This window comes from Paraburkholderia sp. OAS925, assembly GCF_040543975.1.
Lineage (GTDB): Bacteria > Pseudomonadota > Gammaproteobacteria > Burkholderiales > Burkholderiaceae > Paraburkholderia > Paraburkholderia graminis.
This window is the reverse complement of record NZ_JBEUNO010000001.1, coordinates 619304-632012: the sequence shown is the minus strand read 5'-3', so window position 1 is coordinate 632012 and position 12709 is coordinate 619304. Positions and strand designations below refer to the sequence as shown.

14 protein-coding genes are annotated in these 12709 nt (G+C 64.5%); 11 read left to right on the top strand and 3 right to left on the bottom strand.

The features are described 5' to 3' along the window. Window positions 1-233: 233 nt before the first annotated feature. From bioA to bioB, 4 genes are read left to right on the top strand one after another with little or no spacing between them, the layout of a single operon-like run. Window positions 234-1595 (top strand): adenosylmethionine--8-amino-7-oxononanoate transaminase, encoded by a 1362-nt coding sequence (bioA, locus tag ABIE53_RS02795; protein WP_114155725.1) that lies wholly within the window; start codon window positions 234-236, stop codon window positions 1593-1595. Further along, on the top strand, window positions 1595-2779 hold the full coding sequence (gene bioF / locus ABIE53_RS02790) for an 8-amino-7-oxononanoate synthase (RefSeq protein ID WP_114155724.1): 1185 nt from the start codon (window positions 1595-1597) through the stop codon (window positions 2777-2779). Before bioA ends, bioF begins: the two co-directional genes overlap by 1 nt. Further along, window positions 2776-3504 carry a dethiobiotin synthase gene (gene bioD, locus ABIE53_RS02785; RefSeq protein ID WP_029969564.1) on the top strand — a complete coding sequence of 243 codons (729 nt, stop codon included), beginning with the start codon at window positions 2776-2778 and terminating at the stop codon, window positions 3502-3504. Before bioF ends, bioD begins: the two co-directional genes overlap by 4 nt. 35 nt (window positions 3505-3539) lie before the next feature. Beyond that, window positions 3540-4634 (top strand): biotin synthase BioB, encoded by a 1095-nt coding sequence (gene bioB / locus ABIE53_RS02780; RefSeq protein ID WP_006048162.1) that lies wholly within the window; start codon window positions 3540-3542, stop codon window positions 4632-4634. Between the two features lie 6 nt (window positions 4635-4640). Here bioB and ABIE53_RS02775 read toward each other — a convergent pair whose 3' ends face one another. Continuing rightward, window positions 4641-5672 carry a sulfate ABC transporter substrate-binding protein gene (locus tag ABIE53_RS02775; protein WP_192699992.1) on the bottom strand — a complete coding sequence of 344 codons (1032 nt, stop codon included), beginning with the start codon at window positions 5670-5672 and terminating at the stop codon, window positions 4641-4643. 125 nt (window positions 5673-5797) lie between these two features. After that, window positions 5798-6400 (bottom strand): RBBP9/YdeN family alpha/beta hydrolase, encoded by a 603-nt coding sequence (locus ABIE53_RS02770; protein ID WP_006048164.1) that lies wholly within the window; start codon window positions 6398-6400, stop codon window positions 5798-5800. Between the two features lie 318 nt (window positions 6401-6718). Between ABIE53_RS02770 and ABIE53_RS02765 the strand changes: the two genes are divergently transcribed. The 6 genes from ABIE53_RS02765 (at window position 6719) to ABIE53_RS02740 (ending at window position 10845) form a co-directional block, all read left to right on the top strand. After that, window positions 6719-7660, top strand: a complete 942-nt coding sequence (locus tag ABIE53_RS02765; protein WP_192699991.1) for a 2-hydroxyacid dehydrogenase — start codon at window positions 6719-6721, stop codon at window positions 7658-7660. Between the two features lie 36 nt (window positions 7661-7696). Next, on the top strand, window positions 7697-8623 hold the full coding sequence (locus ABIE53_RS02760; RefSeq protein ID WP_006048166.1) for a hydroxymethylglutaryl-CoA lyase: 927 nt from the start codon (window positions 7697-7699) through the stop codon (window positions 8621-8623). Window positions 8624-8685: 62 nt separating this feature from the next. Further along, entirely contained in the window at window positions 8686-9207 is a 522-nt protein-coding gene (locus tag ABIE53_RS02755) for a YbaK/EbsC family protein (protein ID WP_006048167.1), read from the top strand. 5 nt (window positions 9208-9212) lie between these two features. Continuing rightward, the gene (locus ABIE53_RS02750) at window positions 9213-9440 is read left to right on the top strand and encodes a DUF1289 domain-containing protein (RefSeq protein WP_114155719.1); all 228 of its coding nucleotides are present in this window, start codon (window positions 9213-9215) and stop codon (window positions 9438-9440) included. After that, entirely contained in the window at window positions 9437-9910 is a 474-nt protein-coding gene (locus ABIE53_RS02745; protein WP_192699990.1) for a MaoC family dehydratase, read from the top strand. The genes ABIE53_RS02750 and ABIE53_RS02745 overlap by 4 nt, the downstream gene beginning before the upstream one ends. Next, entirely contained in the window at window positions 9907-10845 is a 939-nt protein-coding gene (locus tag ABIE53_RS02740) for an MBL fold metallo-hydrolase (protein ID WP_192699989.1), read from the top strand. The genes ABIE53_RS02745 and ABIE53_RS02740 overlap by 4 nt, the downstream gene beginning before the upstream one ends. A 374-nt stretch (window positions 10846-11219) precedes the next feature. Here the strand turns inward: ABIE53_RS02740 and ABIE53_RS02735 are convergent, their stop codons facing one another. Further along, complete coding sequence (locus tag ABIE53_RS02735) at window positions 11220-12119, bottom strand: DMT family transporter (protein ID WP_192699988.1); 900 nt, start codon at window positions 12117-12119, stop codon at window positions 11220-11222. 114 nt (window positions 12120-12233) lie between these two features. On the opposite strand from ABIE53_RS02735, the gene ABIE53_RS02730 reads away from it, so the two are divergent. Continuing rightward, window positions 12234-12704, top strand: coding sequence for an Lrp/AsnC family transcriptional regulator (locus ABIE53_RS02730; RefSeq protein WP_192699987.1), 471 nt, complete (start codon window positions 12234-12236; stop codon window positions 12702-12704). Window positions 12705-12709 lie beyond the last annotated feature (5 nt).

The window sequence follows — 12709 nt, the reverse complement described above, 5'->3', positions numbered from 1 at the left end:
CTGCGCCCTTTACGGCAAAACGCAAATCACCTGCCGCGAACAGCGCCGAACCCCGCACCGGCAGCCGAAATTCGCCGCCAAACCGCTAGTGCAAAGCCCCGAAGAAACCGCTAATCTCGACCCCGCACGCTAGCCGTAGGGTCGCGCATCGCTGAAAAACGCGACGCACCGCGCCCCAAAAACCTGACAAAAAGAACCCACGGCGGCCGCAAAAAAGCACCCTGGAGTACGCCTTGGAAATGTCAGCAACATCACCCACATCCACGGAAGACTGGATCGCCCGAAGCCTGCGCGCGGTCTGGCATCCCTGCACGCAGATGAAGCATCACGAGCGTCTGCCCCTGATACCCGTCGCGCGCGGTCAAGGCGCGTGGCTCTATGACCAGTCCGGTCATCGCTATCTGGACGCGATCAGCTCGTGGTGGGTCAACCTGTTCGGCCACGCGAATCCGCGCATCAACGCGGCGCTGAAGGATCAGCTCGACACGCTCGAGCACGCGATGCTTGCCGGCTGCACGCACGAGCCCGCAATCGAACTCGCCGAGCGCCTCAACGCGCTCACCGATCACACACTGGGCCACGCGTTCTTTGCATCGGATGGCGCATCCGCCGTCGAAATCGCGCTGAAAATGAGCTTCCACGCGTGGCGCAATCGCGGCTTCGCCGACAAGCAGGAATTCGTCTGCATTGCGAACAGTTACCACGGCGAGACGATCGGCGCGCTCGGCGTGACAGACGTCGCGTTGTTCAAGGACGCCTACGACCCGCTGATCCGCAACGCTCACGTCGTGGCTTCGCCGGACGCGCGCCTTGCACAACCCGGCGAAACAGCCGCCGATGTCGCGCGTCGCGCGCTCGAAGCGGTGCGTTCGCTCTTCGAAGCACGCGCCACCAGAATCGCCGCGCTGATCGTCGAGCCGCTCGTGCAATGCGCAGCCGGCATGGCGATGCACGACGCGTCGTACATCGCCGGTTTGCGTGCGCTGTGCGATCAGTACGGCGTGCATCTGATCGCCGATGAAATCGCCGTCGGCTGCGGCCGCACCGGCACTTTCTTCGCTTGCGAACAGGCAGGCATCTGGCCGGACTTCTTGTGTCTGTCAAAGGGCATTAGCGGCGGTTATCTGCCGCTTTCCATCGTGCTTTCACGCGACGAAATCTTCGAAGCCTTCTATCACGACGACACGGCTCGCGGCTTTCTGCATTCGCATTCGTACACCGGCAATCCGCTCGCGTGCCGCGCGGCGCTCGCAACGCTCGACCTGTTCGCGAGCGACAACGTGCTCGCGGTCAACGCGCAAAAGTCGGCAACGCTGAAGGCCGCACTCGCGCCGCTCGCGGAACACGCGAATGTGCGCAATCTGCGCCAGTGCGGAACGATTTTCGCGTTCGACGCAGTCATCGAAAACGCTCAGCATGCCAAAACCTTTTCGCGCCGCTTCTTCGAAAATGCCTTGCAGCGCGAGCTATTGTTGCGCCCCATTTCGACCACCGTGTACCTGATGCCGCCATACATTCTCGACGACGAAGAGATCGCGCTGCTCGCCTCGCGCACGCGCGAAACGTTCGACGCCACGCTCGCGGAGCTGCGCTAATGCATCTGCTCGACAAACTTTCGCAGGGACTCAAGGAGATCGACGAACACGGTCTGCGCCGTCGCCGCCGCACCGTCGACACGCCGTGCGCGGCTCATATGACGGTCGACGGCCGCGAGATCGTCGGCTTTGCGAGCAATGACTATCTCGGACTCGCCGCGCATCCGCAGTTGATCGCGGCCATCGCGGAAGGCGCACAACGCTATGGTGCGGGCAGCGGCGGTTCGCATCTGCTCGGCGGCCATTCGCGCGCGCATGCGCAGCTCGAGGACGATCTCGCGGAGTTCGTCGGCGGATTCGTCGATGCGCCGCGCGCGCTGTACTTCAGCACCGGCTACATGGCGAATCTCGCGACGCTCACCGCGCTCGCGGGCCGCGGCACGACGCTGTTCTCCGATGCGCTCAACCATGCTTCGCTGATCGACGGAGCGCGTCTGTCGCGAGCCGACGTGCAGATCTACCCGCACTGCGATATGGAAGCGCTGAGCGCGATGCTCGACGCGTCGGACGCGGACGAGAAGGTCATCGTCTCCGATACGGTGTTCAGCATGGACGGCGACATCGCGCCGCTGCCGCGTCTTCTCGAACTTGCGGAGCGGCACGGCGCGTGGCTGATCGTCGACGATGCGCACGGTTTCGGCGTGCTCGGTCCGCAAGGCCGCGGCGCGATCGCCGAAGCCGCGTTGCGCTCGCCGAATCTGATTTCCATCGGCACGCTAGGCAAGGCGGCGGGCGTGTCGGGCGCATTCGTCGTGGCGCACGGGACCGTGATCGAGTGGCTCGTGCAACGCGCGCGTCCGTACATTTTCACCACGGCTTCGGTGCCGGCTGCCGCGCACGCGGTGTCGGCGAGTCTGCGCATTATCGGCGGCGATGAAGGCGATGAGCGGCGCGCGCATCTTCGGCAATTGATCGAGCGCACGCGCGCCATGCTCAAGACCACGCCGTGGCTTCCCGTCGATTCGCATACCGCCGTGCAGCCGCTCATTATCGGCGCGAACGACGCGACGCTCGAGATTGCCGCGTCGCTCGATCGCGCGGGTTTGTGGGTGCCCGCGATTCGGCCGCCGACAGTGCCGGCCGGCACATCGCGCTTGCGCATTTCGCTGTCGGCCGCGCATTCGCATGCGGATCTCGACCGGCTCGAAGCGGGCTTGCAAGCCGCGGGGGAGCAAAGCGCATGACGTCTGCGAACACTGCACTGTCACTCTTCGTCACCGGCACGGACACGGAAATCGGCAAGACCTTCGTGTCGTCGGCATTATTGCGAGGCTTCGTTCGCGAGGGACTGCAAGCGGCCGCGATGAAGCCGATCGCAGCGGGCGCGTTCGAGGTGAACGGCGAACTGCATAACGAAGACGCGGACCAGCTCGACGCGGCCTCCAACGTGCTGTTGCCGCCTGCGATGCGCACGCCGTATCTGCTGAAAGAACCGGCCGCGCCGCACATTGCCGCCGCGCTGGAAAACGTTGCATTCGATATCGACCACATCGTCGCGTGTCATAGCGAAGCGTTGACGCGCGCGGACGTCGTCGTCGTGGAAGGCGTCGGCGGCTTTCGCGTGCCGTTGACGGCGACGCACGACACGGCCGACCTCGCCGTCGCCCTGAAGCTGCCCGTTGTGCTGGTGGTCGGCATGCGCCTTGGCTGCATCAACCACGCGTTGCTAACCGCCGAGGCCATCGCCGCGCGCGGACTCACGCTTGCCGGCTGGGTCGCGAATCGCGTCGATCCCGACATGACTTTTCCCGACGAAAACATCGCGTCGATCCACGAGCATCTCGCGCGCGAACATCACGCGCCGTTGCTCGGCATCGTGCCGCATATGAGCCCGGCATCGCCCGAACTCGCGGCTGAACGGCTCGACATTCACCGGCTATTGCAAACGCTGCGCGACGCGCAGCGCTGAATTGAACATCACGTCCACTCATGAGGATCGACCACATGACGCAACTGAACATCGCTGCTGCATCCGCTGATACGGCTGCCCTTAACAATGCCAACGTCAACGCGAACGCCAATGCCAACGCCGACGCTGCGGGCAAACAGCTCGCGCGCTGGCGCGTCGCCGACATCGTCGCGCTGTACGAACTGCCGTTCAACGACCTGATGTTTCGCGCGCAGCAAACGCATCGCGAGCATTTCGACGCCAACACCGTGCAACTGTCGACGCTGCTGTCGATCAAGACCGGCGGCTGCGAGGAAGATTGCGCCTACTGTCCGCAGTCGGTGCATCACGACACGGGCCTGCAAGCCGACAAGCTGATGCCGGTCGACGAAGTGCTCGCCGCCGCGAAAGCCGCGAAGGAAAACGGCGCGACGCGTTTCTGCATGGGCGCCGCATGGCGCAATCCGAAGGACCGCCATCTCGAGCCGATCAAGGACATGATCCGCGGCGTGAAGGCGATGGGACTCGAAACCTGCGTGACGCTCGGCATGCTCGAGACGCATCAGGCGCAAGCGTTGCGCGAGGCCGGCCTCGACTACTACAACCACAATCTGGATACGTCGCCGGAGTTTTACGGCCAGATCATTTCGACGCGCACGTATCAGGATCGTCTCGACACGCTGGAACGCGTGCGCGATGCGGGCATCAACGTGTGCTGCGGCGGCATTGTCGGCCTCGGCGAATCGCGCCGCGAGCGTGCGGGCCTGATCGCGCAACTGGCGAACATGGAGCCGTATCCGGAATCGGTGCCGATCAACAATCTGGTGCAAGTGGAAGGCACGCCGTTGACCGGCACGGAAGCGATCGATCCGTTCGAATTCGTGCGGACCATCGCGATTGCGCGCATCACGATGCCGCGCGCGATGGTGCGCCTGTCCGCCGGCCGCGAGCAGATGGACGAGGCGTTGCAGGCAATGTGTTTTCTCGCGGGCGCGAACTCGATTTTCTACGGCGATCAGTTGCTGACTACCAGCAACCCGCAAGCCGAAGCGGACCGCAAGCTGCTCGCGCGCCTCGGCATTCGCGCCGAAGCCGCGCAGCAGATGCCGCTCGACAAGAGCGGCTGCGAGCACGGCTGCGAACACGCGTAAAGCGCATTACTTCCTGTCGACGATGATCTGATCGAAAGTCCCGCCGTCGGAGAAATGGGTTTGCTGCGCTTTCTGCCAGCTACCGAACATTTCTTCGACGGTGAAGGTCTTGATCGGCTTGAACTCCGCGGCGTGTTTCGCGAGCACGTTCTTGTCGCGCGGACGCAAGTGATGTTGCGCGATGATCTCCTGCGCGGCCGGCGACCACAGATAGTCGAGATACGCCTGCGCTTCCTTGCGCGTGCCGCGCTTGTCGACCACCTTGTCGACGATCGACACCGGCGGTGCGGCCAGCAGGCTCACCGACGGATACACCGCCTCGAAATTGCCGCCGCCCACGTCGCTGTTCATCAGCGCGACTTCGTTTTCGAACGTGACCAGCACGTCGCCGATACCGCGTTGCGTGAACGTCGTCGTCGCGCCGCGGCCGCCCGTGTCGAGCACCGGCACGTTTCTGAACAGCGCCTTTTCGAAGTCGAGCGCCTGCGCATCGGTGCCGCCGTGCTGCTTGCGATAACCCCACGCGGCGAGGTACGTGTAGCGTCCGTTGCCGGACGTCTTCGGATTCGCGATCACCACTTGCACGCCGGGCTTCGCGAGATCGTCCCAGTCCTTGATGTGCTTCGGATTGCCCTTGCGCACGAGGAACACCATCGTCGTCGTGTACGGCGCGCTGTCGTCCGGCAGACGCGTGCGCCAGTTTGCGGGCACCAGTTGGCCTTTTTCCGCAAGGAGGTCGATGTCGTTCGGCTGGTTCATCGTCACGACGTCGGCCTGCAAGCCCTGCAATACCGACAACGCCTGTGCGCTCGACGCGCCATGCGACTGGCGAATCGACACCGTCTCGCCGCTCTTCTGCTTATACGCGGCGATGAAGCCCGCGTTGATGTCCTTGTACAACTCGCGCGTTACGTCGTACGACACATTCATCAACGACGTCTCGGCATGCGCCGCCGATATGCCGCCAGCGCCGAAGCCGAGCGTGAGCGCCGTAAAGCCGGCCGCCAGCCAGCGTGAAGTCCCCGTCTTGCCTGCCATCTTGTCCCCGCTATCGATGTTAAAAACCTGTGGCCGCGCAATCGCGCAGCATCAAGCGGGATTCTAGCGGATCGCTTATACGCGGCGAGCCGGGCAGGCCCGAGCAACGCACTCGAGCCCGCGCGTTAAACCAGCGCGTGCTGCCCGATCTCGAGCGCTTCGTCGCGAAAGCGCAGCGGCGCCGCGCAGTGCACGAGCGTGTCGATGAAATACTTGGCCCGCGGCCACGGTCCGAATCCGGCTGCGGTATTGATGTGCCCCGCATCGCCGAGATTGACGAACGCACTGCCGAAACGCTGCGCCAGTTCGCGAGCGCCGGCAAGCGGCATCCACGGATCGGTTTCGCTGCCGATCAGAATGGACGGCACGCCCAGCCGCCGTGCCTCGAACGATCCGGCGAAGGCGAACTTTTGCGGGCTCGCGGGCGCGACGAGGAGCACGCCGACCACTTCGTTCGCATACGACGCCTGCTGCAACGCGTGAGCGGCAGCAAGACATCCGAAGCTGTGCGCGGCGAGCACGAACGGCCCGCGTTCGCGCGCGAGCAACTCGCGCAGCGAGTTGGCCCAACCGGCGACGTCCGGTGCATCCCAGTCGGCCTGCTCGACGCGCAACGAGCGCGCGAACTGGCGTTCGAGCCACGTTTGCCAATGTGCGCCCTCGCTGCCGTGCAGACCCGGAACGGTCACGAGCCGCGGCGGCCACGGCGATCTGGTGCATGAAAGCATGTCTGTCCCTCGCAAAGGGAAAACCGGGTAGTCATTGTCCCGCCGCCCGTCGCGCGGACGAACCAAGTTTTTGTGCTTTGTTTATCGGTTGAATCTGCGGAGCGCGAAGCCGAAAACGGACGGTCGTGCGCAAGCGCGCGGGATCGTCGGCGAAAAAGTAGAATGAAGCCTGCCCATAAAAGGAGGAGCCCTCATGTCGTCAGCGTCGCGCGCCGCGCCGCAGCCGTCGCGAGCCTTGCAGCCGTCCCGCCGCCCGACGCGCCCGCACCGCGCGCGCGGCGTGACCCGGGGCCGTTGCGCGTGCAACGGTGAGGCCGCATGAAAGTCCTCTTCTATATGCCGAACGCCGAAGCCGCGGCCTGGCTGCATGACTTCGCCCGCTTGCTGCCGCAAGCCGATCTGCGCGAGTGGCAACCCGGCGACACCGCGCCCGCCGATTTCGCGGTCGTCTGGCGGCCACCGCGCGAGATGCTGGCCGGCCGTGCCGATTTGCGCGCGATCTTCAATCTGGGCGCGGGCGTCGACGCGATTCTGGCGCTCGAACGCGAGCAGCCCGGCACCTTGCCGCCCAACGCGCCGTTGATCCGTCTCGAAGACACCGGCATGGCGCCGCAAATGGCCGAGTATGTGACGCACGCGGTGCTGCGTTATCTGCGGCGCTTCGACGAATACGAAGCGCTGCAGCGCGAGCGCCGCTGGCAAGTGCTCGATCCGCATCCGCGAGACACGTTCACGGTCGGCGTGCTCGGGCTCGGCGTGCTGGGCGCACATGTCGCGCAAACGGTCGCGCGATTCGGCATGCCGGTGCGCGGCTACAGCCGCAGCGCGAAGCAAGTGGAAGGCATCACGACGTTCGCCGGCGAAGCGCGTTTCGACGCGTTTCTCGACGGCGTCAAAGTGCTCGTCAATCTGCTGCCGCATACGCCGGATACCGCGAACGTGCTGAACGCCCGCACGTTTTCGAAGCTCGCACGCGGCGCGTATCTGATCAACGTTGCACGCGGCGCGCATCTGGTGGAAGCCGATCTGCTCGACGCGCTGGCAAGCGGTCAACTCGCCGCGGCCACGCTCGACGTGTTTCAGGAAGAGCCGTTGCCGCCCGATCATCCGTTCTGGCAGGAGCCGCGCATTACCGTCACGCCGCACATGTCGGCGCTGACCTTGCGCGAAGAAAGCGTCGCGCAGATCGCGCAAAAAATGCTCGCGCTCGAACGCGGCGAAGCCGTCGGCGGCGTGGTGAATATCGAGCGCGGATATTGACGGCGTGGAGTCACAATCACGTCAAGGAGACACAACATGGCCGTACCCCAGCAAGTGAAAATTGTCGAAGTCGGTCCGCGTGACGGTCTGCAAAACGAGAAGGACTTCGTGCCGACGGCGATCAAGGTCGAGTTGATCAACCGGCTCGCCGCAGCGGGTTTTCGCAACGTCGAAGCGGCGTCGTTCGTGTCGCCGAAATGGGTGCCGCAAATGGCCGACGGCGCCGACGTGATGGCCGGCATCGAGCGGCGCCCCGGCACGATCTATTCGGTGCTCACGCCGAATCTGCGCGGCTTCGAAGGTGCGCTCGCCGCGCGCGCCGACGAGATCGTGATCTTCGGCGCAGCGAGCGAAGCGTTCTCGCAGAAGAACATCAATTGCAGCATCGCGGAAAGCATCGAGCGATTCGCGCCGGTCGCGCAGGCGGCGAAGCAGCACGGCTTGCGCATGCGCGGCAGCGTGTCGTGCGCGCTCGGGTGTCCGTATCAGGGCGAAGTGCCGGTGGCGTCGGTGGTCGACGTGGTGCAACGTTTCGCGGCGCTCGGTTGCGACGAGATCGATATCGCCGATACGATCGGCGTGGGTACGCCCAAGCGCACGCGCGAAGTGTTCGAAGCCGTGACCCGCGTGTTTCCGCGCGAGCGTCTGTCCGGGCACTTTCACGACACCTACGGCCAGGCGCTCGCGAATATCTACGCGGCGTTGCAGGAAGGCATCGAGATTTATCACGCGTCGGTGGCCGGGCTCGGCGGCTGTCCGTATGCGAAGGGCGCAACAGGCAACGTCGCCACCGAAGACGTGCTGTACTTGATGAACGGCCTTGGCATCGAAACGGGCATCGACCTCGCGCAAGTCGTGGGCATCGGCGATTTCATTTCGACGGCAATCGGCCGGCCGAACGTCTCGCGCGCGGGCAAGGCGTTGCTTGCGAAGGCGCGCAGCGAAGCCGCCAATTGCGTATGAGCCGGACCGAACGGCATGCTTGAGGCGCAACACCCATACTCAAACCATCAGGACCTGAAACGATGACGGACCACGCTTTTCTCGACTCCGACGACCTCACCGCATTGCCGGATTCCGCACGCCGTGTCGCGCTGCTGCTGCGCGAACGCGGTCACGCGGGACGGGTCGTGATGCTGCCCGAAACCGGCAAGACTTCCGCGGAGGCCGCCGCGGGCCTCGGCTGTTCGGTCGCGCAGATCGCGAAGTCGATTCTGTTTCGCCGCCGCGAAGACGACGCGCCGGTGCTGGTGGTCGCGAGCGGCGCAAATCGCGTCGATGAAAAGAAAGTGGCGGCGCAGGTCGGCGAGATTGGCCGCGCGGATGCGAAGTTCGTCCGCGAAAAAACCGGCTATGCGATCGGCGGCGTGTGTCCGGTCGGGCATGCGGTCGAACCCGTCACGCTGATCGACGAAGACCTGCTCGCGCTCGACAGCCTGTGGGCCGCCGCGGGTCATCCGCACGCGGTGTTCAATCTGACCGCGCAGGAACTGATTGCGTTGACGGGCGCGCCGGTGGTCGACGTGGCGCTGCGCGAGACGGCCTGAATCCGATGACAGCGCGAATCGATCACGCAGCGACAGGCGGCGGCGTGCCGTCGCCGTGCATCAACGTGTGCCGGATGGACGCGTCGAGCGGCTGGTGCGAAGGGTGCCTGCGCACCATCGACGAAATCGCCGGCTGGTCGCTCTACGACGACGACGAAAAACGCGCGGTGTGGGACGCGCTCGAAGCGCGCCGCGCCGAATTGATCGCCCGCCAGGCGAAGGTGCAACGATGAACGCGGCGCCGCGCATTGTCACCATCGGCGAGACGTTTAGCGCGACGCTCGCGCTGTCGGCGGATTCGGTGAAAACGTTCGCGACGCTCGTCAACGATCTGAACCCGCTGCATCACGACGAGGCCTATGCTGCGCAAAGCCGATTCGGCGGTCTCATCGCGTCGGGCACGCAGCCCACCGCGCATTTCATGGCGCTTCTCGCCACGCATTTTTCGACCTACGCGCAGCCGCTCGGACTCGAGTTCGACATCAAGCTGAAGAAGGCTGCGCACGCCGGCGACACGCTCGTCATGACATGGCGCGTGCGCGATGCTTACTGGAAGCCGAGCCTGCACGGCGACCTGACGCATCTGGAAGGCACGGTCAGAAATCAGCGCGGCGAAGTGACCGTTGTGGGCGCATCGACCATTCTCGTGATGCCGAAGCCCGAGGCGTCCGTCGACGCGAGCATCAACACGGGCACGCTATGACCGAGTTGACCACTGCATTGACCATCGCATTGCCCGCATCGGTGCGCGTGTTCGAGCGCGGCTGGCTGTCGTCGAACAACGTGCTGCTCATCGACAACGACTGCGCCGCGCTCGTCGATACCGGCTACGCGACGCATGCGCAGCAAACACGCGCGCTCGTGCAGCAGGCGCTGGGCGAGCGGCCGCTCGATCTGATCGTCAACACGCATCTGCATTCGGATCATTGCGGCGGCAACGCGCTGTTGCAAACGACGTGGCCGTGCCGCACGCTCATTCCCGCCTGCGAAGCCGACGCGGTGCGCGACTGGGACGAAGCGCGTCTGACTTTCCGCGCGACCGCGCAGACTTGCGAGCGCTTTGTGTTCACCAGCACGATCGCGCCGGGCGCGATGCTGCGCCTCGGCGCACTCGACTGGCAGGTGCTCGGCGCGCCCGGCCACGATCCGCATTCGCTGATGCTGTACTGCGCGGCCGAGCGCCTACTGATCAGCGCCGACGCGCTGTGGGAAAACGGCTTCGGCGTGATCTTTCCGGAGCTCGAAGGCGACAGCGGTTTTGCCGAGCAGCAGGCGGTGCTCGAGGCGATTGCCGCGCTCGACGTGCGCGTCGTGATCCCCGGTCATGGCGCGCCCTTTACGAACGTCGAGCAGGCGCTGGAGCGCTCTTTCTCGCGGCTCGCGTGGCTGCGGGCCGATCCGGCGCGCAATGCAAAGAATGCGCTGAAGGTATTGATCGTCTTCAAGCTGCTCGATGTGCGCGCAACGAGCTTCGCGGCGTTGCTGGAGATGCTCGACGGCGCTGCGGCAATGCGCGCGGCGGCCTCGATGCTGAAACCGCGCGGCGAGTGGCCCGCGCTTGTCAAAGCGATCGTCGGCGAGCTGGCTGCCGGGAATGGGCCGCTTACGGTGGATGGTGAAAGGATCGTCGCGCGATAGCGCTGCAACCGGGAATGCAGTCGTGCAGTGAAGTAAGGCAGCGACGTGCAGCAGCAGCAGCGCTCACGCAAAAACCGCCGCCACAAAAAGAAAGCCGCTCAACCTGTGAAGGCGAGCGGCGGAAATTCTGTCGGACGTGATCAGCGTCTGCCCGAATGATACGCGCGCGCGATTTTCGGCCGCATCAGTGATTTCCCTACAGATGCATGACGGCGGCTGTTAACCCGCATACACGCCGGCGCGCGCAAACCGGCGCCGACATTAGCTTTGCGAACCATTATTCCGCTGATATGAACAAACGTGGTTCGTTTGCAATCCGTAGCATTTGGGCGTTTGCATCGGCTGCCTCCGGCTGAAACAGGAAAGCGCCGCATTCAAACAGACGGCGCGCGTCTTTGCGGCACGATGCGCCAGCCGAGATTGACGCCCGCGGCGGCAAGCAGAATCAGCACCGCGCCCAGCACCTGAATCCACGCAAGCGTCTGTCCGAACGCGATTCTGTCGACGATGATCGCGACCACCGGATAGATGAACGACAGCGCGCCGGTCATCGAAGTCGGCAGCTTCTGGATCGCGCCATACAGCAGCACATACATGAGCCCGGTGTTCACCACGCCCAGCACGACCAGCTCGAGCCACTGCACGCCCGTGGCCGGCAGCGCGTCGAAACGCACGAGCGGCGCGAGCATCACCACGCCGAGCAGCACCTGGATCAGCGCGATCAGATGCGGCGGCGTGCCCTTCAAATGCTTGGTGATGATCGACGACACCGCGTACATCGCCGCCGCGCCGACCGCATAGCCGATGCCGACCAGATACTGCCCCGGCACGGCCAGCACCGCGGGCTCGACCTTCACGACGAACACGAGCCCAATGAACGCGAGCACGAGCCATAGCACCGTCGACGCGCTGATCCGCTCGCGAAACACGATTGCGCCGAGCGCGACCAGCATGAAAGGCTGCGTGTTGTAGACGGCCGTCGCCATCGAGATCGACGCACGCGAATACGCGGCGAACAGCAGCACCCAATTGGCGACGATCGCCGCGCCGCCGAGCAGCGCGAGGCCAATCATCTTCCACGAGAACAGCTTGCGCCTGAAGAGGCCGAGCGCTGCGCATACGAGCGCGAGCGTCGCGCCGCCGAAAATGCAGCGGAAGAACACCACGTTAAATGCGCTTTGCTGCGACGACACGACCAGCCAGCCGATTGTGCCCGACATCAGCATTGCCACGCTCATCTCCGCCGCGCCGCGGCGGATGTCGTTTGAAGCCATGATTCGATCCTCGAATGGATTCCTGTATGGCAAGCAGTGTAAATAATCCGGTCGAGCGAATACATGGATAAACTTAAGCCATACCGCCATACCACCTAAAATTCGAAGGCCGTCATGACGAAACGCCTTACTCCGTTAGCGCCTGTCCCGCTCGACGAAACCGATCGCGCGCTACTCGCCGCGCTCGCCGAAGATGCGCGCCGCCCGGTCAGCGAACTGGCGCGGCTCGTCGGACTTTCGGCGCCGAGCACGGCCGAGCGCATCCGCAGGCTCGAGGCGCAAGGCGTGATCGAGCGCTTCACGGTGCAGCTCGATCCGCGCGCGCTCGGCTTCACGCTGCAAGCCATCGTGCGTGTCAAGCCGCTGCCGGGGCAGTTGCATCTGGTGGAAGAAGTGATCCGGCGAATTCCGGAGTTCGTCGAATGCGACAAGGTGACGGGCGACGATTGCTTCATCTGCCGTCTTTATCTGCGGACGATCGATCAGCTTGACGAGATTCTGTCGAAGGTCACCGAGCGCGCGGAGACAAGCACGGCAATCGTCAAGTCAACGCCTTTGGCGCGGCGGCTGCCGCCGCTTGGGTAGGCGCG